Origin of the sequence: Variovorax sp. VNK109, from assembly GCF_049445855.1 — a bacterium.
In the GTDB taxonomy this organism is placed as follows: Bacteria; Pseudomonadota; Gammaproteobacteria; order Burkholderiales; family Burkholderiaceae_C; genus JAGOCV01.
Genome location: NZ_JBMSDV010000001.1, coordinates 1,065,794 through 1,084,189 on the forward strand (window position 1 = coordinate 1,065,794; position 18,396 = coordinate 1,084,189).

At 64.7% G+C, this 18,396-nt stretch carries 23 protein-coding genes; 7 read left to right on the forward strand and 16 right to left on the reverse strand.

The window, feature by feature from the left end; all coding sequences use genetic code 11:
• Positions 1-13: 13 nt before the first annotated feature.
• The 6 genes from ACO2Q9_RS05220 (at position 14) to ACO2Q9_RS05245 (ending at position 3,532) form a co-directional block, all read left to right on the forward strand.
• Positions 14-1,432, forward strand: a complete 1,419-nt coding sequence (locus tag ACO2Q9_RS05220) for a CHASE3 domain-containing protein (RefSeq protein ID WP_423308990.1) — start codon at positions 14-16, stop codon at positions 1,430-1,432.
• A gap of 178 nt (positions 1,433-1,610) precedes the next feature.
• Entirely contained in the window at positions 1,611-1,775 is a 165-nt protein-coding gene (locus ACO2Q9_RS05225) for a DUF1328 domain-containing protein (protein WP_423308992.1), read from the forward strand.
• 75 nt (positions 1,776-1,850) lie between these two features.
• Positions 1,851-2,204 carry a hypothetical protein gene (locus tag ACO2Q9_RS05230; RefSeq protein WP_423308994.1) on the forward strand — a complete coding sequence of 118 codons (354 nt, stop codon included), beginning with the start codon at positions 1,851-1,853 and terminating at the stop codon, positions 2,202-2,204.
• Positions 2,205-2,232: 28 nt separating this feature from the next.
• A complete protein-coding gene (locus tag ACO2Q9_RS05235; protein WP_423308996.1) occupies positions 2,233-2,628 on the forward strand; it encodes a hypothetical protein in 396 nt (131 codons plus the stop codon).
• Complete coding sequence (locus ACO2Q9_RS05240; protein WP_423308998.1) at positions 2,618-3,109, forward strand: hypothetical protein; 492 nt, start codon at positions 2,618-2,620, stop codon at positions 3,107-3,109. The genes ACO2Q9_RS05235 and ACO2Q9_RS05240 overlap by 11 nt, the downstream gene beginning before the upstream one ends.
• Before the next feature lie 105 nt (positions 3,110-3,214).
• Positions 3,215-3,532 carry a BON domain-containing protein gene (locus ACO2Q9_RS05245; RefSeq protein ID WP_423309000.1) on the forward strand — a complete coding sequence of 106 codons (318 nt, stop codon included), beginning with the start codon at positions 3,215-3,217 and terminating at the stop codon, positions 3,530-3,532.
• Between the two features lie 91 nt (positions 3,533-3,623).
• Here the strand turns inward: ACO2Q9_RS05245 and ACO2Q9_RS05250 are convergent, their stop codons facing one another.
• Positions 3,624-4,067 (reverse strand): BON domain-containing protein, encoded by a 444-nt coding sequence (locus ACO2Q9_RS05250; RefSeq protein ID WP_423309002.1) that lies wholly within the window; start codon positions 4,065-4,067, stop codon positions 3,624-3,626.
• Between the two features lie 74 nt (positions 4,068-4,141).
• Positions 4,142-4,339, reverse strand: a complete 198-nt coding sequence (locus ACO2Q9_RS05255) for a CsbD family protein (RefSeq protein WP_423309004.1) — start codon at positions 4,337-4,339, stop codon at positions 4,142-4,144.
• 192 nt (positions 4,340-4,531) lie between these two features.
• Between ACO2Q9_RS05255 and ACO2Q9_RS05260 the strand changes: the two genes are divergently transcribed.
• Positions 4,532-6,205 carry a SulP family inorganic anion transporter gene (locus tag ACO2Q9_RS05260; protein ID WP_423309006.1) on the forward strand — a complete coding sequence of 558 codons (1,674 nt, stop codon included), beginning with the start codon at positions 4,532-4,534 and terminating at the stop codon, positions 6,203-6,205.
• Here ACO2Q9_RS05260 and ACO2Q9_RS05265 read toward each other — a convergent pair.
• The 14 genes from ACO2Q9_RS05265 to ubiE form a co-directional block, all read right to left on the reverse strand.
• A complete protein-coding gene (locus tag ACO2Q9_RS05265; RefSeq protein ID WP_423309008.1) occupies positions 6,197-6,490 on the reverse strand; it encodes a DUF2798 domain-containing protein in 294 nt (97 codons plus the stop codon). The genes ACO2Q9_RS05260 and ACO2Q9_RS05265 overlap by 9 nt on opposite strands.
• 68 nt (positions 6,491-6,558) lie before the next feature.
• Positions 6,559-7,407 carry a DUF429 domain-containing protein gene (locus tag ACO2Q9_RS05270; protein ID WP_423309938.1) on the reverse strand — a complete coding sequence of 283 codons (849 nt, stop codon included), beginning with the start codon at positions 7,405-7,407 and terminating at the stop codon, positions 6,559-6,561.
• A gap of 52 nt (positions 7,408-7,459) precedes the next feature.
• On the reverse strand, positions 7,460-7,882 hold the full coding sequence (locus ACO2Q9_RS05275) for a BLUF domain-containing protein (RefSeq protein ID WP_423309010.1): 423 nt from the start codon (positions 7,880-7,882) through the stop codon (positions 7,460-7,462).
• 5 nt (positions 7,883-7,887) lie between these two features.
• Positions 7,888-8,613: a GTP cyclohydrolase I gene (folE, locus tag ACO2Q9_RS05280; protein ID WP_423309012.1), complete on the reverse strand. Its 726-nt coding sequence runs from the start codon at positions 8,611-8,613 to the stop codon at positions 7,888-7,890.
• A gap of 37 nt (positions 8,614-8,650) precedes the next feature.
• Complete coding sequence (locus ACO2Q9_RS05285) at positions 8,651-9,385, reverse strand: endonuclease/exonuclease/phosphatase family protein (protein ID WP_423309014.1); 735 nt, start codon at positions 9,383-9,385, stop codon at positions 8,651-8,653.
• Positions 9,382-9,825, reverse strand: coding sequence for a dihydroneopterin triphosphate diphosphatase (gene nudB / locus ACO2Q9_RS05290; protein WP_423309016.1), 444 nt, complete (start codon positions 9,823-9,825; stop codon positions 9,382-9,384). The genes ACO2Q9_RS05285 and nudB overlap by 4 nt, the downstream gene beginning before the upstream one ends.
• A 49-nt stretch (positions 9,826-9,874) precedes the next feature.
• Positions 9,875-11,668: an aspartate--tRNA ligase gene (gene aspS / locus ACO2Q9_RS05295; RefSeq protein WP_423309018.1), complete on the reverse strand. Its 1,794-nt coding sequence runs from the start codon at positions 11,666-11,668 to the stop codon at positions 9,875-9,877.
• Between the two features lie 5 nt (positions 11,669-11,673).
• Complete coding sequence (locus tag ACO2Q9_RS05300; protein ID WP_423309940.1) at positions 11,674-12,321, reverse strand: DUF502 domain-containing protein; 648 nt, start codon at positions 12,319-12,321, stop codon at positions 11,674-11,676.
• Between the two features lie 16 nt (positions 12,322-12,337).
• On the reverse strand, positions 12,338-12,751 hold the full coding sequence (locus ACO2Q9_RS05305) for an FmdB family zinc ribbon protein (RefSeq protein WP_423309942.1): 414 nt from the start codon (positions 12,749-12,751) through the stop codon (positions 12,338-12,340).
• 91 nt (positions 12,752-12,842) lie between these two features.
• A complete protein-coding gene (locus tag ACO2Q9_RS05310; protein ID WP_423309020.1) occupies positions 12,843-14,303 on the reverse strand; it encodes a sodium:solute symporter family protein in 1,461 nt (486 codons plus the stop codon).
• A 75-nt stretch (positions 14,304-14,378) separates the two neighbouring features.
• Complete coding sequence (gene ubiB / locus ACO2Q9_RS05315) at positions 14,379-15,944, reverse strand: ubiquinone biosynthesis regulatory protein kinase UbiB (protein ID WP_423309022.1); 1,566 nt, start codon at positions 15,942-15,944, stop codon at positions 14,379-14,381.
• Positions 15,941-16,525 (reverse strand): SCP2 sterol-binding domain-containing protein, encoded by a 585-nt coding sequence (locus ACO2Q9_RS05320; RefSeq protein ID WP_423309024.1) that lies wholly within the window; start codon positions 16,523-16,525, stop codon positions 15,941-15,943. The genes ubiB and ACO2Q9_RS05320 overlap by 4 nt, the downstream gene beginning before the upstream one ends.
• Before the next feature lie 72 nt (positions 16,526-16,597).
• Positions 16,598-17,605, reverse strand: coding sequence for a Tim44 domain-containing protein (locus tag ACO2Q9_RS05325; RefSeq protein WP_423309026.1), 1,008 nt, complete (start codon positions 17,603-17,605; stop codon positions 16,598-16,600).
• 22 nt (positions 17,606-17,627) lie between these two features.
• Positions 17,628-18,359, reverse strand: a complete 732-nt coding sequence (gene ubiE, locus ACO2Q9_RS05330) for a bifunctional demethylmenaquinone methyltransferase/2-methoxy-6-polyprenyl-1,4-benzoquinol methylase UbiE (protein ID WP_423309028.1) — start codon at positions 18,357-18,359, stop codon at positions 17,628-17,630.
• Positions 18,360-18,396 lie beyond the last annotated feature (37 nt).

Below are 18,396 nucleotides of genomic sequence, written 5' to 3' on the forward strand. Positions count from 1 at the left end.
GGTACGGAAAAACATGATGGAGATTCTGATGCGCAAGTTCGTGATTCCCAAGATGGCCATCAGCATGCCTCTGGCAGTGCTGGCCGTCTGCGTGCTCATCATCATCAATGAAACGGGCTACAGCCGGTCCACCCAGGCTGTCGAGGACATGGCCGAAGCGCAGCGCACGCGCGCCGCCATCAACCAGTTGCTGCAGAACATGCTGGACGCAGAGACGGGTCAGCGCGGGTATCTGCTCACCGGCGATGCCAAGTACCTGGAGCCCTACGAAAGGGCAAACGCAGAAATCGCATCGGGCCTGGACACACTGCGCAATTTCTACACCACGAGCCCCGAAGGGCTTGCCACGTTCTCCCAACTGTCGCGCCACATCCAGCGAAAGATGTCCGAGATCGACGTGACGGTCCGACTGCGCAAGCAGGGCAACGAAGACGCATGGAAGTTCGTCCTCACCACGGACGTCGGCCTGGAACAGATGACCGCCGTGCGCGAGACCGCGTCTCGCCTTGCCGCATCCAGCACCTTCCGCATCGAGGCGGGGCAACTGCAGATCACGCGGGCCCTGCAGCTATCGCGCATCGGCATTGCCATCGTGGCGCTGGCCGGCCTGCTCGCGTTCTACCTGTACCTGCGGCAGACGAGCGCGCTGTCACAGGCCGGGCAGCGCCAGCAGGAAGCACTGGAGCGCGAGCGCTTGCGCCTCGCACAGGAAGTGCGTGACCGCACGGCCAGTCTTGCAGAACTCGCAACCCACCTGCAGAACGTGCGCGAATCCGAGCGCGGCCACCTCGCGCGTGAACTCCACGACGAACTGGGCTCGCTCCTCACCGCAGCCAAACTGGACGTGGCGCGCCTCAAGTCGCGCGTGGGCGAAGCACCTGAAGTGACGCAGCGCCTGCAGCATCTGAACGACATCCTCAACAGCGGCATTGCGCTCAAGCGCCGCATCATCGAAGACCTGCGGCCATCGTCGCTGTCCAATCTCGGCCTCGTCGCATCGCTCGAAATCCTGGCGCGTGAATTCGCCGAGCGCTCCGGCCTGGACATCGAGACCGCACTCGAAGCCGTGGAGCTGGACGAGGCAGGACAGCTCACCACCTACCGGCTGGTGCAGGAATCGCTCACCAACATCGGCAAGTACGCGCAGGCGAAGGAAGTGTCGATCGCGCTCAAGAACTACGAGAACTACGTCACCGTGCAGGTCATCGACGACGGCAAGGGCTTCGACGTGCGGAACGTGTCGCACCAGTCGCACGGCCTGGCCGGCATGCGCCACCGTGTCGAGGCGCTGGGTGGCCGGCTCACCGTGGAGTCGGCTCAGGGGCAAGGTGCACGCATCTCGGCGACGCTGCCCAAACCGCTGCCGAAAGTGACCGAAGACCGGGATGATGCGCCGTCCGGGTCGGCCCCGGACACGGCCACTGCGACCTGACGCAGGCAGTCCCGGGCGGGACAACGCGCCGATGGTGTGGGCGTGCTCCTACACCCGAGCTTCGCGGTCACCGACACGGTATCACGGCGACAGCCGATGCTGACTGAGGCCATCGCTCCGTAACCTTGTGGCTCAGGTGCTTCGATGTGAAGCAACCCTTCAACCCAAGGAGAAGAGCATGCTTCACTACGCCGTCGTTTTCCTCGTCATCGCGCTTATCGCAGCCGTGTTCGGCTTCGGTGGCATCGCCGCCGGCGCCGTCGAAATCGCCAAGATCCTGTTCTTCATCTTCGCGATCATGGCCATCGTCAGCTTTGTCGTCGGCCTGATCCGCCGCGGCTGACGCTGCTGCCAGCCCTTCCGGCTTCATTTTTCCGTTTGAGTTTTCCGTACTCCCACCGCATTGAAAGGATTTGCCATGACCAGTTCCACCCGTACCGGCCGCCAGCTGACCGATGAAGTTCTCCAGTCCGCCGGCCAGGCCGTCGATGCCACGCGTGGGCTGGCTCATGACACCGCCGACAAGGTGCGCGACCTGCGCCGCGACATCGAGCCTGCCGTGGACCAATGGTCCAGCCGCGTGCACGACGCTGCGCAGCGTGGCCTCGATGCGCTGGCGCATGGCAGCGCACGTGCCCGCGACTCGTTCGTGCGCGGCACCGATGCTGCCGGCCGCATGGTCGCCGACCAGCCCATGAAGTCCGTGCTGGTGGCAGCCGCCGTCGGCGCTGCGATCACGGCGCTGATCCTGGTGGCTGCACGTCGTCGTTGATCCGTACCGAGAAACGAGCGCCAGGACCATGCTTCACCCGTTGTTCTCAGTCGTGGTCCGCAGGCCGGACATCGTTGCCGAGCACCTTGCGGGCTATGCATTGCTGGCCCGCGAGGAAGCGGCGCTCGCGAGCGAACAGCTCGTGCAGCGCAGTGTCGCTTATGCGGTGACCGCCTTCAGTCTCGCGATGGGTTTGATGCTGGCCGGCGTCGCCGCCATGCTCGCCGCAGTCCACAGCCAGTTCCACTGGGCCCTCGCCGTCATTCCGCTTGTCGCGCTCGCTCCGGCCCTTTGGGGTTGGAATGTCGCACGCAAGCCGATGCCCGAACGCATCTTCGGCACGTTGTCCAACCAGTTCGAAGCCGATCTCCAGGTCCTTCGCAACAGCGAAAAGAGCCATGAGGAGAGCCAACGTGGGCACTGACACCGTCAATCTTGCACGCCAGCGCCTGACGCACAGCCGGCTCGCTTTGCAAGCGCAGATGAATCGTGGCAAACCGCGCCGCTCATCGCCTGCCGGTCATTCCGGCCACGATGACAGCGACGCCGACGCCAACATGCAGGACGATTCTGCGCACGGCTCTTACGGCTATTGGCAGATCGCGAAGGGAGCCGCCCGCAACTGGTGGCATCACCATCCCGTCCGCACCGTGGCTGCGATTGCCGAGCCCGCATTCCAGCACTACGCGAAGGAGCGGCCACTGCACCTGCTTGGCGTTGCGGCCGCGGTGGGCGCTGCAGCTGTCGTCATCCGGCCGTGGCGACTGGTATCACTGACGGCGCTGCTGGCAGCAGGCCTGAGAGCCTCCGATATTTTCGGCACGGCAAGCCAGCTGATCGCACATCGCCTGACCGACAACAGTGCAGGCCCAACGACAGATACCGACCCGAGGCCTTCTTCGTGACGTGAGCAATTCCCCAGGGAGCCGGCAGTGGTGCCGCCGGACTCCTCAGTTCAACTGCCAGTGCACCGTGAAACCCAACCATCAAACCTTAGCCAAGGAGCCATCATGAAACGTACCCTCCAGACCCTGCTGATCGCCGCTGCTGTCGGCGTGACCGCCCTGACCACCGGCTGCGCTGTCGTGCGCGACCAGCAAACCGTCGGCGCCTATGTCGACGACGCGACCATCACCACCCAGGTGAAGGCCAAGTTCGTCGAGGACAAGACCGTGGACGCTGCCGCGATCAAGGTCGAGACGCTGAACGGCACGGTTCAGCTTTCTGGCTTCGCCAAGTCGTCCTCGGAAAAGAACCAGGCCGAAAACATCGCGCGCAACGTGAAGGGCGTGAAGACCGTCCAGAACAACCTGACGGTTCGCATGTAATCACCACCGCCCTCTCTCACTGGGAGGGCAGCAAAAAGCCCGGCAATGCCGGGCTTTTTTTCGTGCGCGCAAAGCGCGCTTTCGACGGCTGTCAGCCTGTCTGGACCGTGAGCTGGTTGTTCACCGAACTCACACCCTTCACGTTGCGCGCAATCTCGGTGGCACGGTCGCGGGCTGTGGCGGAAGGCGCGGGACCTTGAAGCGTCACGACACCACCCTTGGTATCCACGTTGATGCGGATGGCGCTCAAGTCGGGATCCTTGGCCAGGCTGGCATTCACGGATGCAGTGATCGACGCATCGTCCACGGCAGCGGCGACTTTCTCGCCAGCATCCTTCACGGCAGCGGAAGCATCAGCGGTGCCTTCCTTGGCCTTGTCCATGCCGTTCTGCGCCATCTGCTCGGTTTTCTGCACGCCGGAATCGATCTTCTGGCCCACGGTGGAGCCGTCATCGGCTTTCTGGCCACAGGCAGCCAATGCGACAACTGCGGCCACTGCCGCAGCCACGCCCATCGATGTTCTTGAATGGTTCATGCTCATCTCCTTTCGAGAATGAAGAAGGTCGGGCGAGGCCGCAATGCGGCCCGACGCCCGATCGACACAGCCGGTTAGAGCTTGTCGGCACCCTTCTTGATGCTGTCCTTCACGTCTTCCTTGATGTCACCGTAGGTGGCTTGCGTCTTGCCTGCGGCCTGGTCGGCGCGGCCTTCCTGCTTGAGGGACTCGTTGCCCGTCAGCTTGCCGGTGGCTTCCTTGACCTTGCCCTTGACCTGATCGGCGCGGCCTTCAACTTGGTGCTTGTTCATGACACTGTTCCTTTCGGTTGGATGGAGTTGCATGGCGGACCACCCGCCACGTCTTCCACTTTAGGAACGGAGCCCATGGCGGGCAGTCAGCGCCTGCTGAAGGTCTTGTAGGACGGGGTGCCGGGACCGCGCGAACGGTTCGCCAACGGTAAGTCTTTCTTTTCAATGTCGACAGAACGTTAATATCGGTTCATGTCGCCTCTCAGCCGCTGGTTGCCTTTTCTCGCATGGCCGAGACCTACATGGCCGCTGATGCGGGGTGAACTCGCAGCCGGGCTCACCGTGGGCATGGTGATCGTTCCGCAGTCGGTGGCCTATGCGACGCTGGCAGGCATGCCGCTCGAGACCGGCATCTATGCGTCGTTCCTTCCGGCGCTGGTTGCACTGATATGGAGCGCATCGCCGCGCCTGTCGGTCGGGCCAACGGCCCTCTCCAGCATCCTCGTCGGCGCCTCGCTGACGGGCTTGGCCGACCCCGCGGGTGGTCAGTGGGTCGCACTCGCGGTGTGGCTCGCGCTGCTCAGCGGGGTGATGCAGCTGATCCTCGGTATCGGCCGCTTCGGCTGGATCGTCAACCTCGTGAGCTCGCCGGTGCTCATGGGCTTCACCCAGGCAGCGACCGTGCTCATCATCCTTTCGCAGGTGCCTGCACTCATCGGTTCCGACCTGCCGATGTCGCGCTGGCTCGCATCACCCCATCTGGACTGGTATGCATTCGCCTTCGGAGTCGTCAGCCTCGCGGTGCTGGTGGCCGGCAAGCGCTGGTTGCCTCGCGTTCCGATGATGATGCTGGTCCTCGCCGGGGCCGCGATCCTGAGCAAGCTCACCGGCTTCCATGCCAACGGCGGACCGGTGGTCGGCAACCTGCCCACGGGCCTGCCGTCGCTGTACCTGCCGGGCCTCATCGACCTGCAGACACTGGGCGTCCTGATCGTGCCCGCAATGGTGATTGCGCTCGTCAGCTTCCTGGAAGTCGCGTCGAGCGCGAAGGTGGAGAACCAGCAGAAGCACCAGGGCTGGAACGAGAACCAGGACCTGATCGCACAGGGCCTGGCCAAGATTTCCTCCGGCCTGATCGGCAGCTTCCCGACAAGTTCATCGTTCTCGCGCTCGGCCCTCAACCTGTACGCAGGCGCGCAGACGGGTTGGGCGGCACTGGTCACGGTCGTGCTCGTGTTGCTGGTGATGCTCTGGTTCACACCGCTGCTGTTCCACGTGCCGCTGGCGGTCCTGGCGGCCGTCGTGATCGCCGCAGTCTCCAGCCTCATCAAACCGCGCGCTTTCGTGCAGGTGTGGAAGGTGTCGCGCGTCGAGGCGGCGACTGCGCTCGTCACCGTGGCCGTCACGCTCGTGACGGCACCGCGCATCTACTGGGGCGTGGCGGCCGGCGTGCTGATGGGCCTCGCACACTTCCTGTACCAGCGGCTGCATCCTCGCATCATCGAAGCGGGCCTGCACCCCGATGGCAGTCTGCGCGACCGGCACCTGTGGCAGTTGCCGCCACTTGCGCCGGACACGTACGCGCTGCGCATGGATGCGGAGCTCGACTTCGCCGCCGCGAGCACGCTGGAGCGCAACATCACCGAGCATCTCGCAAGGAATGCGCACGTGCGCCGCGTGTGCCTGTTTGCGCAGCCGATCAATCGTATCGACGCGACGGGCGTCGAGGTGTTCGGCCAGATGCGCCGCAACCTGCAGGGGCAAGGCATCGAGCTGTACATCAGCGGGATCAAGCTGCCGGTGGAGTCGGCCTTGCAGCGCGCCGGCGAACTGCCACAGAACGGACAGGCCTGGCCGCTGCTGCACCTGTACCGCACGGACGCGGAAACGCTGTCCGTGCTGGCAGCGACGCCGGCCTCAACGTGACCCGGGCACCTGCACCACCATCGCCGTGAGCCGGCGCACCAGAGGCAGCAGCAACATGAGCGTCGGGAACGCGATGATCCACGACAGGCCCCAGGCCGACATCCACAGCAGCAAGACGCCCCTGGACAGGCCCACGCTGTGCAACGTGCTGATCAGCGAGACGATGCAGGTCATGATGACCGAGAGGAAGAACGGCAGGACGACCGCTGCATAGCGCGCAGGCAGCTTGCGCGTCGCGGGTGCGGTGACCGGGGACGAGGGAGGGGAAGATTCGGCCAAAGACATGGAAGCTCCGGGGGATGCTGCAAAGGGTGCAATCCACGTGCCAGCATGGCCGCCACTCCGCGCTGCCGTCACTCCGCTGTCAGTATCCAGCCCTCGAGTGGATCCATGTGGGTCGGCAAGCCCCAACCCGGCGCTGCGGACTGGCTGGCGGCACTGTCCTGCCTGGTGTGCTGGCGCGCCGCCCAGGCCGCCTGCAGCAGGCACAGCGCCGCGTCGAGGCTGTCGCCGCTGGCGTCCTCGACCAACGCATCGCGTTGCGCATGGCTGAGCTTGAGCGACACGCCCAGGCGCGTCTGTCCGTTCTCGAGGGCGGTGAGCAGGTCCTTGCGCGCGATCAGCCGCTCGGGTGTCTGCTTCGCGCGCTCGTCGCTCTTGTAGCTGCGCAGGCCCAGAACTTCGCGCGCGAGCAGACCCGGGTAGGCCTCCAGCGCCACGCGCGTGGTGTCGCCGTCATGCAGCCCGGGCAGGTGCACGCCCGCTTCGAGCAGCGCGGGCACACCTGCATGCAGCATGTAGGCCACCGGCGGATTCACCCATTTCATGGACGGGCTCGAACCCGCTGGCCTGTCGGTCGCGCGATGCGCGAACTTGCCGCCCACCGGACGCGCATCGCAGAAGGCAGCGAACTGCTCGCGGATCCCGGCACGACTCAGGCTCGCGTAATGCCGCATGCACGCATGCCAATCGGTCGGCCAGCCGAGCGTGGCGACCAGTTCACGCGGCAGGCCGAAAGGAAAGTCGCAACCGCACACCCAGGGGCCGGGTGTACGAAGCCATCCGGTCCACGCAAAGATCGTTTCGAAGCGCAGCAGGCGGTCGAGGCGGACGCGGCCACCCGACTCGGTGCCTTGTGCCACGACGATGGGCTTGCGCCGCGTGGGCCTGCTGGAGAAATCGCACCCGGCGAGGAACACCATGCCGGACTGCACGCTCGACTCGGTACGTGTATGGCTTTTTGGCGGCGCCGCCTCAGGCGCGGCCGATGATGGACGCGGTGGCCATCAGTTCCTCGAGCAGCGCCAGCGACACGCGGCCGGACACCGTATAAGGGTCGAGCTCGGCCTTCTCGGAATATTTGAGAAGGATGGACGTGTTGAGCTTGGACAGGTTGACCTGGCCCATCGTCCAGCCGCCGAAGCGGCGTTCGGAAATTTCTTCGTAGTGCAGCAACGCCACGTCCTTGTGGCGCGCGTCCCTCTGGATATGCCCGAACAATTCGCTGACCGGCATGCGCCCGCCTTCGATGGCCTGCAGGAAGATGCCGCCCCCATAGCAGAGGATGCCGGTGATGCCGCTGGCCGGGTTGTGCTGGCGCGACTGCGCGAGGATGGCGTCGATCACCTCGGTCCGGGGGTCGACGGCGCGACTGGCGTAGAGCAGGCGTACCAGCATGGTGTTCAGTCCTTCTGCGGGATGAGGGCGAGGAATTCGCGGCGCAGCGCGGGGTCCTTGAGGAACACGCCGCGCATGACCGAGTTGATCATCTTGCTGTCCATGTCCTTCACGCCGCGCCAGGCCATGCAGTAGTGGCTGGCCTGCATGACGATGGCCAGGCCGTCTGGCTGGGTCTTTTCCATGATCAGGTCGGCCAGCTGCACGACAGCCTCCTCCTGGATTTGCGGACGACCCATCACCCATTCGGCCAGCCGCGCGTACTTCGACAGGCCGATGACGTTGGTGTGCTCGTTGGGCATGACGCCGATCCAGATCTTGCCGATGACCGGGCAGAAATGGTGGCTGCAGGCGCTGCGCACGGTGATCGGGCCGACGATCATCAGCTCGTTCAGGTGCTCGGCGTTGGGGAACTCGGTGATGCTGGGTGCGCGGACGTAGCGGCCCTTGAACACCTCGTTGAGGTACATCTTGGCCACCCGGCGGGCGGTGTCGCCGGTGTTGTGGTCGCGCTCGGTGTCGATGACCAGGCTGTCGAGCACGCCCTGCATCTTGACCTCGACCTCGTCGAGCAGTTGCTCCAGTTCGCCCGGCTCGAGGAAGTCGGCAATGTTGTCGTTCGCGTTGAACCGGTGACGGGCAGCATTGAGCCGCTCGCGGATCTTGACGGAGACTGGCGTTCCTTCGTCCGTATCGGCAGGCTTCATGGCGGCATCGGTCTTCATTAACATCCGGGCATGGTAGCAGCGATCGCCCGGCCCGGCTGTCTCAGGGGTCGTAGGCGAGGTCGACGATCAGTGGCAGATGGTCGGACATGCGCGACCAGATGCGCCCGCGCGGCGCGTGCTGCGCCACGGGCTTGAGGCCGCGCGCGTACACATGGTCCAGTTGCACCAGCGGCAGGCGGGACGGATAGGTCGGCGTGCGCTGGCTGTCCAGCGAACGCAGGTTCATGGCGTTCATGGCCATCCGCAGCGGCAGGCCCCAGTCGTTGAAGTCGCCTGCCACCACCAGCGGTTCGTGCGGCGGCACTTCGCGTTCGATGAAAGTGCGCAGCCGCGTGATCTGCCGCAGCCGGCTGGCCGGAATGAGCCCCAGGTGCACGACGATCACATGCACCGGCATGTCCTGCGCGAACACCTGCGCGTGCAACAGGCCGCGCTGCTCGAAGCGATGGTCCGACATGTCCTCGTGCTGGTGGTTCACCACCGGCCAGCGCGAGAGCAGCGCGTTGCCGTGCTCGCCGTGTCTGGTGAACGCATTGGTCCGGTACACCGATTCGTAGCCCTCCGGCGCGAGGAACTCGGCCTGTGGCAGCTCCGGCCAGCGGGTGAAGTACCGGGCCTCCCGGCGGTGCAGCTTGCGCACTTCCTGCAGGCAGACCACGTCGGCGTCGAGCTGCTCGACCGCGTGGCCCAGGTTGTGGATTTCCAGACGCCGCGCCGGGCCGAGGCCCTGCACACCCTTGTGGATGTTGTAGGTGGCAACGCGCAGGAGGTTCACGGCTGGAATTGTGGCAGCAGCAGGATGGCTTCGGCGTTGGAGGGGGAAAACACCTCGTCGGCGGCCTCACGCCACGGCAGCCAGCGCCATTCGGTGTGCTCGCGCGGGTTGAGGTGTATGTCCGTGCCGGCTGGCACGCACAGGCCGAACACGTGCTCGGTGTTGCGTGTCACGCCGGGCGCGTAGCGATGCAGCCAGCGCGGATAGATGTCGTAGATGTTCTCGAGTTGCCAGTCGGTCAGGCGCATGCGCGGCGCGAGCGCGTCGATGCCGGTTTCCTCGGCCACTTCACGCACCGCGGTCTGCAAGAAGGATTCTCCGGGCAGATCCTTGCTGCCAGTGACCGACTGCCAGGTGCCGGCATCGGCACGGCGGATCAGAAGGACGTCGAGCGCCTCGGTGTGCACTACCACCAGCACCGATTCTGGAATCTTGTGCATGGTGGCGTGCGGTGCGAGCCGGCAGCAGCAGCCCCGGCGACCCTGGCCGTCAGGCCTGCTGCACGTTGCGCAGGCGGATGTGCAATTCGCGCAACTGCTTCTCGTCCACGGCAGAAGGTGCCTGCGTCAGCAGGTCCTGTGCGCGCTGCGTCTTGGGGAAGGCGATCACGTCGCGGATGGATTCCGCCTTGGTCATCAGCGTCACCAGGCGGTCCAGGCCGAAGGCCAGGCCACCGTGCGGGGGCGCACCATACTGCAGTGCATCCAGCAGGAAGCCGAACTTCAACTGTGCGTCTTCCGGGCTGATCTTGAGCGCGGTGAACACCTTGCTCTGCACATCGGCGCGGTGGATACGCACCGAACCGCCACCGAGTTCCCAGCCGTTGAGCACCATGTCGTAGGCCTTGGCCACGCACTGGTCGGGCGCCGTGTCCATGAGGTCTTCGTGACCGTCTTTGGGCGCGGTGAACGGGTGGTGCACGGCGCTCCAGCGCTGCTCGTCCTCGTCGAATTCGAACATCGGGAAGTCGACCACCCACAGCGGGGCCCACTTGTCCTCGAACAGGCCGGCCTTCTTGCCGAATTCGCTGTGACCGATCTTCACGCGCAGCGCGCCGATCGAATCGTTGACCACCTTGGCCTTGTCGGCGCCGAAGAAAATCAGGTCGCCGTTGCGCGCGCCGGTGCGCGCGATGATCTCGGCAATGGCCGCGTCGTGCAGGTTCTTCACGATGGGCGACTGCAGGCCTTCACGGCCCTTGGCCGCATCGTTGACCTTGATCCAGGCGAGGCCCTTGGCACCATAGATCTTCACGAACTCGGTGTAACCATCGATCTCGCCGCGCGACATCTCGCCGCCGCCGGGGATGCGCAGGCCGACCACACGGCCGCCCTTGGTGGTGGCGGGTGCGGAAAACACCTTGAAGTCCACGTCCTTCATCACGTCGGTGAGTTCGGTGAACTCGAGCTTCACGCGCAGATCAGGCTTGTCCGAGCCGTAGCGGTGCATGGCGTCGGCGTACTTCATGACGGGATAACCGGGCAGGTCCACATTCATGACTTCGCGGAACACCTTGCGGATCATGCCTTCGAACATCTCGCGGATTTCCTCTTCCGACAGGAACGAGGTCTCGATGTCGATCTGCGTGAATTCGGGCTGGCGGTCCGCGCGCAGGTCTTCGTCGCGGAAGCACTTGGTGATCTGGTAGTAGCGGTCGTAGCCGGCCACCATCAGCAACTGCTTGAACAGCTGGGGCGACTGCGGCAACGCGAAGAACATGCCGTCGTGGACGCGGCTGGGCACGAGGTAGTCACGCGCGCCTTCGGGCGTGGACTTGCCGAGCATGGGCGTCTCGATGTCCACAAAACCGTTGGCATCCAGGAACTTGCGCACCGCCATCGAAACGCGATAGCGCAGCATCAGGTTCTTCTGCATGTAGGGGCGACGCAGGTCCAGCACGCGGTGCGTGAGGCGCGTGGTCTCCGACAGGTTGTCGTCGTCGAGCAGGAACGGCGGTGTGACCGACGGGTTGAGCACCGTCAGTTCGTGGCACAGCACTTCGATCTTGCCACTCTTGAGCGCGTCATTCGTCGTGCCTTCCGGACGGGCGCGCACGACGCCCTTGACCTGCACGCAGAACTCGTTGCGCAGGCCTTCGGCGGCGGCGAACATGTCGGCGCGGTCGGGGTCGCATACGACCTGCACGTAGCCTTCGCGATCGCGCAGGTCGACAAAGATCACGCCACCGTGGTCACGACGGCGGTTGACCCAGCCGCACAGGCTGACGGTTTGGCCCATCAGGGCTTCGGTGACGAGACCGCAATATTGGGTACGCATGGACATGATGTTCAGGAGGATGGAGCGGGAGCCGGTGTAGTGACCAGCGGCGGCAGAGGCTGCGCCGGCACCACGACTCCCATGGAAACAATGTACTTCAGGGCTTCGTCCACGCCCATGCGCAGCTCGATGCATTCGCTGCGCCGCAGGATGACGAAGTACCCGCCCGTCGGATTGGGCGTGGTGGGAACGTAGACGGTGAGGTAGTCGTCCTCGGCCAGATAGGTCGCGACGTCACCGCCCGGCGTGCCCGTGACGAACGCGATCGTCCAGACGCCTTCCCGCGGCCACTGCACCAGCACCGCGGTGCGGAATGCGTTGCCGTTTTCGGAGAAGAGCGTGTCCGATACCTGCTTGACGCTGGAATAGATGGAGCGCACGACCGGAATGCGGCCGACCAGCGCGTCGCCCCACTGCACGAGTTTCTTGCCCAGGAAATTGCTGGCCACGGCACCCACGGCCAGCAGGATCACGAGCGCCAGCACCACACCGAAGCCAGGGATATGGAAGCCGAACAGCTTGTCCGGATGCCACTGCGCGGGCAGGATGTACAGCGTCTTGTCCAGCGTGCTCAGGATCCATTCCAGCACCCAGATGGTGATGCCCACGGGCACGATCACCAGCAAGCCGGCGAACAACCATTTGCGCAGGGCGGCCATCACGTTCATCGCGGGTTCAGTCGCTGCCACGGCCTGTGCCGCGGGCACCGGAAGCAGCAGGGGCGGAGCCGCTCTTGGAGGACGACGTACTGCTGCTGTCGGACTTGGTTTCCGACTTCGTTTCTGCGGGCTTGCTTTCGGTCGATTTGCTTTCGGTGGATTTACTTTCGGACGACTTTTCCGGAGTGCCGCCTTCCGCAGGCTTGGAATCCGACTTGGCGTCGGACGCCGGTGCCGCGCCGGACGAGCCACCGCGGAAATCGGTCACGTACCAACCCGAGCCCTTCAACTGGAATCCCGCCGCCGTGAGCTGTTTGGAAAACGCCTCAGCGCCGCAGGCCGGACAAACCGTCAGCGGTGCGTCTGAAATCTTCTGGAGCACGTCCTTGGCATGGCCACAGGACCCGCATTTGTAAGCGTAGATTGGCATGGCTGGAACGTGGAAGCGGGGCAAAGCCTTCAATTATAGGCTCTGCACCGCTTCCCGGGCCTGCCGGGAAGCCTTTCGATCGGGCGGCCTGTCAGGGCTTGGCGCCGCTGCCCTCGAAATGATGGACATGTCCCTTGTGATCAGCCACCCACTGCGGCAGCAGCGAGCCGGCGAGCATCCCTGCCAGCGCGGCGAGCACGCCTGCCAATTGCTGCGGGAATGCCTCACCCCAGGCCGGGATCGCGATGAACAGCAGCCAGGTCCCCAGTCCCAGGACAACGGCAGCAAAGGCGCCCTGCGTGGTGGCGCGCTTCCAGTAAAGCCCGAAAACCAGCGGGATGAACGCCCCCACAAGCGGAACCTGATAGGCGCCGGACACCAGCTCGTAGATCGACGTGCCCTCCATGGTGATGGCGTAGGCCAGCACGCAGACGGTGAACACCAGCACCGAAATCCGCATGGCCTTGAGGGTGGCGGCGTCGCTCATCCCGGGCTTCAGATTGCGCAGGATGTTCTCGACAAAGGTGGTGCTCGGTGCCAGCAGCGTGGCCGATGCGGTGGACATGATGGCCGACAGCAAGGCGCCGAAAAATGCCACCTGGAGGATGACCGGCATCTTCTCCATGACCAGCGTGGGGAGGATCTTCTGCGGGTCGTCCTTGAGCAGCGCGGGAACGGCGTCGGGCATGATCAGCACGGCCGACGTGACCACGAACATCGGGATCAGCGCGAAGAGGAAATACAGGATGCCGCCGATCACCGGCCCGCGTTGCGCCGTCTTCGCGTCCTTCGACGACATCACACGCTGGAAAACGTCCTGCTGGGGAATCGAGCCGAGCATCATGGTGATGGCCGCCGCAAAGAAGAAAAGCCAATCCTTCGGTTCGCCGGAAGTCGGGAAGAACTGGAATTTGCCTTCCGTGGCCGCGTATTCGATCACCTTGCCGGCGCCGCCGGCAAGGTCTGCCGCGAACCAGGCGATGGCGATCAGTCCGACGGCAATCACGATCATCTGCACGAAATCGGTGAGTGCCACGGACCACATGCCGCCGAACAGCGTGTAGACAAGGACGATGGACGTACCGATCACCATGCCAACGGGCAACGAAACCGCGCCTTGCGTGAGCAGATTGAAGACAAGGCCCAGCGCGGTGATCTGCGCCGCCACCCAGCCCAGGTAGCTGAGGATGATGATCAGCGAGCAAACGACTTCGATGCCCTTGCCGTAGCGCTGCCGGTAATAGTCGCCCAGCGTGATGAGGTTCTTCTGGTAGAGACGGTAGGCGAAGAACAGGCCGACGAGCACCAGGCACATCGAAGCACCGAAGGGGTCCTCGACCACCGCGCCGAGGCCACCGTCGACAAAGCGCGCGGAAACGCCAAGAACGGTTTCAGAGCCGAACCAGGTGGCAAACGTGGTTGCGATCACGACGGCCAGCGGCAGGCTGCGGCCGGCCACCGCATAGTCGGCGGTGTTGTGGACCTTGCGGGCGGCCAGCAGGCCGATCGCCACCGAGGCGAGCAGGTACAACACGATAAAGGTCATCAGCATTCCGGGTCTCCACAGAAGCAGGGTTGGTGAACGATGCGCCGCGCATTATCGGGTGGGTGCGGCGAGTCAAACAAGCTAGAACAGGCGCACCCGCACGACGACTTGCATGACCAGCAGACCCAAAGCAAAACCGATGCCGCCATAGATGACGGCCTGCAGCAGCCGGTTGGTGCGTCGTTGTTCCACCAGCAACTGCTGCAGTTCGCGCTGATGCGCCGACGGCCGCTGCCGCAGGAAGTCGTAGACCAGACGCGGCAACTCGGGCAACAACTTGGCATAGTGCGGGGCCTCGTCGCGCAGCTGCTCGAAAAGCTTGCGCGGACCCAGCTGGTCGATCATCCACTTCTCGAGGAAGGGCTTGGCCGTGCTCCAGAGGTCCAGCTCGGGGTCGAGCTGGCGGCCCAGGCCCTCGATGTTCAGCAGCGTCTTCTGCAACAGCACGAGCTGCGGCTGGATTTCGACGTGGAAGCGCCTCGAGGTCTGGAACAGGCGCATCAGCACCATGCCGAGCGAGATTTCCTTGAGCGGCCGGTCGAAGTACGGTTCGCAGACGCTGCGGATGGCGGCTTCGAGTTCATCGACCCGCGTGTCCGGCGGCACCCAGCCGCTTTCGATGTGCAGCTCGGCCACGCGCTTGTAGTCACGGCGGAAGAATGCCGTGAAGTTCTGCGCCAGGTATTCCTTGTCGAACTCGGTCAGTGTGCCGACGATGCCGAAATCCAGCGAGATGTAGCGCCCGAACGTGCCGGGCTCGATGCTCACCTGGATGTTGCCCGGGTGCATGTCGGCATGGAAGAAACCGTCGCGGAACACCTGGGTGAAGAAGATGGTGACGCCATCGCGCGCGAGCTGGGGCACGTTGACGCCGGCTTCGCGCAGGCGGTCGAGCTGGCTGATCGGCACGCCCTTCATGCGCTCCATGACCATGACTTCCGGATGGCAGAAGTCCCAGAACATCTCGGGAATCAGCACGAGGTCCAGGCCCGCCATGTTGCGGCGCAGTTGCGCGGCGTTGGACGCCTCGCGCACGAGGTCCAGTTCGTCGTGCAGGTACTTGTCGAACTCGGCCACCACTTCACGCGGCTTGAGCCGCTTGCCGTCGGCAGAAAGGCTTTCCACCCAGCCGGCCATCATGCGCATGAGCGCGATGTCCTTTTCGATGACTGGCCGCATACCGGGCCTCAATACCTTCACTGCCACTTCACGCGCGTGGCCGTGGCGGTCGCGCAGCGTGGCGAAGTGCACCTGTGCGATGGACGCACTGGCGATCGGCACTTCCTCGAACGAGAGGAACACCTCCGATACAGGCCGACGGAAGGCCCGCTCGATGGTGGCGATGGCAATCGCCGAATCGAAGGGCGGTACACGATCCTGCAGGCGGGCAAGTTCGTCGGCAATGTCCGGCGGCATCAGGTCCCGCCGTGTGGACAGCACCTGTCCGAACTTCACGAAGATCGGACCCAGCCGCTCCAGCGCCTCGCGCAACCGCTGCCCACGCGGCGCGTCCAGCCTGCGGCCCAGCGAAATGACACGCGCGACCAGTCGCAGCCACGGCTGGCGGAAGCTGGTGAGGACGAGCTCGTCCAGACCGTAGCGGAAGACGATCCAGACGATGAAGGCGCCACGGAAAACCCGCGTCATTCGCCGCTCTTGTCCGCCGTCTCGCCCGCAGTCTTGTCCGCTGAAGCGCTGCGGCGCTGGCTGACGAACTGCCGCAGGGCCTCGGACACCTTGCGTGCGGTGGAGGCGGCGAAGTGCGCCGGGCCGTCGCCCACCACGCGCGCAAGATCGTCCTCGACGTCCCAGCGCACATGGTCCACCAGCCAGTTGACTTCGGCAGCGAGTTGCACATCGCCTTCGATGCGAACCGCGGGTTTCTCGCCCTTGAACGCAGCCTGCGCAAGGGCGGCAGGCGATGTGTCGGTGACGGTCAGCGTCAGGTCAGCCGGGGCATCTGCGGCCGCCCGGTCGAGCAGCCCGGCCGGCGTGGCACGCAAGCGGATGTTGAACTGCCGCCACTGCACAAAGATGACCTTGTCCTTCTGGCGCGCCAGGCGGTCCTGCGCCTCGGGCTCCTGCTGCAGCACATGGTTGAGGAACAGCACGGCGCGTTGCTGCACTTCGTCGACCATCCACGGCGGCGGTTGCAGATGCTCGCCCACGCGTTCGCCGACACGCGCGAACAAGCCATCCAGAAAGGGAAATGGGGACTGTGTTGCCATAGTCCCCATTATTTCCGCATTTATTCGCGCAGGGCACGGAGGTTCCGTGCTTTTTGCGCCCGGACCGCCGTGTTACTGCAGCGCCTGGACGCCCGCCACAAGCCAGCCACTCGATCCGCTCTTGGGCTTGGTCATGTTCCAGACTTCACGGAACGGGCTCGGGCCGGCGGAAGGCTGCTCGCGGATCATGCCGGAGAACTCCACGCTGGCCATGTAGTCGCTGCCGAGGTCCTCGATGCCCAGAAGACGGGCATCGATCATCACCACGTCGGTCTTGTTGGGCACGCCGCCCAGGTGTGCTTCACGCTCGGCGAGCTGCTGGCGGATTTCGTCCACCATGCCGTCGGTCATCATGGATCGCAGCGTGGGGATGTCGTTGCGGTCCCATGCATCCTGAAGGGTCACGAAGTTGCGCTTGGCAGCGGACAGGAAGCCCTCGGTGTCGAAATCGGACGGGACACCCCAGCTCTGCGAACCCGAAAGTGCAGAGCCGATGACGACGCCCCGTGAGCCGTTGTTGTTCTGGAAACTGCTGGCGTCGAACGCCATGCTGCTGCGTTCCCACGGACGCGCGGATGCGTCGTTGCCCACATGCTCCGGGCTGTACTGTCGTGCGGCAGCCGGCTGGACGGGAGACGCGCCTGCGCCCTGATAGGCCAGCCCCGACGCGGCCGGACGGCGCGAGCGCATGAAGAAGCCGATGACGGCAGCAGCCACCGCCGCCAGCAACAGGATCAGCAGGATCTGGCCGAACGCCTCGCCGAAGCCCAGCGAGTGCGCCAGCCATGCGAGGCCCAGGCCAGCGGCCAGGCCGCCCAGCATGGCACCCCACGGACGGCGCTGCGTCTGCGCCGCCGCAGCAGCCGGTGCCGCGGGCGCGGCTTTGGCTGCCGTCGCATTCTGGGCAGGAGAGCCGGGCGTGCCGGCGGGTTGCGCGGGAGACGCCGGCGGCGTCGCATCGCGCTGCGTGACGTTGCCCGACTGGCGACCGAAAGACTTGCCGCCACCCAGGCGCTTGGCTTCGGCGGTGACCGAGACCAGCGCCATCGTGCATGCCAGCAATAACGCCCAGATTTTCATACCGTCTCCTTGGGAAAAAACTTCAGCACCTGATTCCAACATGCAAGGCCACGACACCGCCTGTCATGTTGTGATAGTCCACATGCCCGAAGCCGACTTTGTGCATCAGGGTCTTGAGCTCCTGTTGCCCCGGGTGCATGCGGATCGATTCGGCGAGGTAGCGATAGCTTGCGTCGTCACCCGCCACGAGCTTGCCCAGCCTGGGCAGCACGTTGAACGAATACCAGTCGTAGGCCTTCTCCAGCGGCTTGGCCACCTTCGAGAATTCGAGCACCAGCAGCTTGCCGCGCGGCTTGAGCACGCGGCGCATCTCGGCCAGGGCCGCGTCCTTGTGCGTCATGTTGCGCAGGCCGAAGGCCACGGACACGACGTCGAAATGATCATCGGGGAACGGCAGCTTCTCGGCGTCGCACACGAAGGTGGGCAGCGTCACGCCAGCGTCGATCAGGCGGTCGCGGCCGGTGCGCAGCATGGCTTCGTTGATGTCGGTATGGACCACCTGGCCGCTCTTGCCGACCTTCTTCGCGAAGGCCAGCGCCAGGTCGCCGGTGCCGCCCGCGATGTCGAGCACGCGCGAGCCTTCGCGCACGCCGGAAACCAGCACCGTGTAAGCCTTCCAGGCGCGATGCAGACCCATCGACATCAGATCGTTCATGACGTCGTAATTCGGCGCGACCGAATCGAACACGCCGCGCACACGCCGCTGCTTGTCGTTCTCGTCGACGGTCTCGAAGCCGAAGTGGGTGCTGCTCATGGCCCGATGCTAGGCGCTATTACCCGCACCATCCCCG

Bases quoted from the DNA above. Each gene is read 5' to 3' on its own strand.
- ACO2Q9_RS05255 (WP_423309004.1), bottom strand. From the start codon at position 4,339: ATGAACAAGCACCAAGTTGAAGGCCGCGCCGATCAGGTCAAGGGCAAG.
- ACO2Q9_RS05305 (WP_423309942.1), bottom strand. From the start codon at position 12,751: ATGCCAATCTACGCTTACAAATGCGGGTCCTGTGGCCATGCCAAGGAC.
- ACO2Q9_RS05235 (WP_423308996.1), top strand. From the start codon at position 2,233: ATGCTTCACCCGTTGTTCTCAGTCGTGGTCCGCAGGCCGGACATCGTT.
- ACO2Q9_RS05300 (WP_423309940.1), bottom strand. From the start codon at position 12,321: ATGGCCGCCCTGCGCAAATGGTTGTTCGCCGGCTTGCTGGTGATCGTG.
- folE (WP_423309012.1), bottom strand. From the start codon at position 8,613: ATGTTAATGAAGACCGATGCCGCCATGAAGCCTGCCGATACGGACGAA.
- ubiB (WP_423309022.1), bottom strand. From the start codon at position 15,944: ATGACGCGGGTTTTCCGTGGCGCCTTCATCGTCTGGATCGTCTTCCGC.
- ACO2Q9_RS05265 (WP_423309008.1), bottom strand. From the start codon at position 6,490: ATGTCTTTGGCCGAATCTTCCCCTCCCTCGTCCCCGGTCACCGCACCC.
- ACO2Q9_RS05220 (WP_423308990.1), top strand. From the start codon at position 14: ATGATGGAGATTCTGATGCGCAAGTTCGTGATTCCCAAGATGGCCATC.
- nudB (WP_423309016.1), bottom strand. From the start codon at position 9,825: ATGCACAAGATTCCAGAATCGGTGCTGGTGGTAGTGCACACCGAGGCG.
- aspS (WP_423309018.1), bottom strand. From the start codon at position 11,668: ATGTCCATGCGTACCCAATATTGCGGTCTCGTCACCGAAGCCCTGATG.
- ubiE (WP_423309028.1), bottom strand. From the start codon at position 18,359: ATGAGCAGCACCCACTTCGGCTTCGAGACCGTCGACGAGAACGACAAG.
- ACO2Q9_RS05225 (WP_423308992.1), top strand. From the start codon at position 1,611: ATGCTTCACTACGCCGTCGTTTTCCTCGTCATCGCGCTTATCGCAGCC.
- ACO2Q9_RS05310 (WP_423309020.1), bottom strand. From the start codon at position 14,303: ATGCTGATGACCTTTATCGTGTTGTACCTGCTCGCCTCGGTGGCGATC.
- ACO2Q9_RS05275 (WP_423309010.1), bottom strand. From the start codon at position 7,882: ATGCTGGTACGCCTGCTCTACGCCAGTCGCGCCGTCGACCCCCGGACC.
- ACO2Q9_RS05320 (WP_423309024.1), bottom strand. From the start codon at position 16,525: ATGGCAACACAGTCCCCATTTCCCTTTCTGGATGGCTTGTTCGCGCGT.
- ACO2Q9_RS05245 (WP_423309000.1), top strand. From the start codon at position 3,215: ATGAAACGTACCCTCCAGACCCTGCTGATCGCCGCTGCTGTCGGCGTG.
- ACO2Q9_RS05250 (WP_423309002.1), bottom strand. From the start codon at position 4,067: ATGAACCATTCAAGAACATCGATGGGCGTGGCTGCGGCAGTGGCCGCA.
- ACO2Q9_RS05270 (WP_423309938.1), bottom strand. From the start codon at position 7,407: ATGGTGTTCCTCGCCGGGTGCGATTTCTCCAGCAGGCCCACGCGGCGC.
- ACO2Q9_RS05230 (WP_423308994.1), top strand. From the start codon at position 1,851: ATGACCAGTTCCACCCGTACCGGCCGCCAGCTGACCGATGAAGTTCTC.
- ACO2Q9_RS05325 (WP_423309026.1), bottom strand. From the start codon at position 17,605: ATGAAAATCTGGGCGTTATTGCTGGCATGCACGATGGCGCTGGTCTCG.
- ACO2Q9_RS05260 (WP_423309006.1), top strand. From the start codon at position 4,532: ATGTCGCCTCTCAGCCGCTGGTTGCCTTTTCTCGCATGGCCGAGACCT.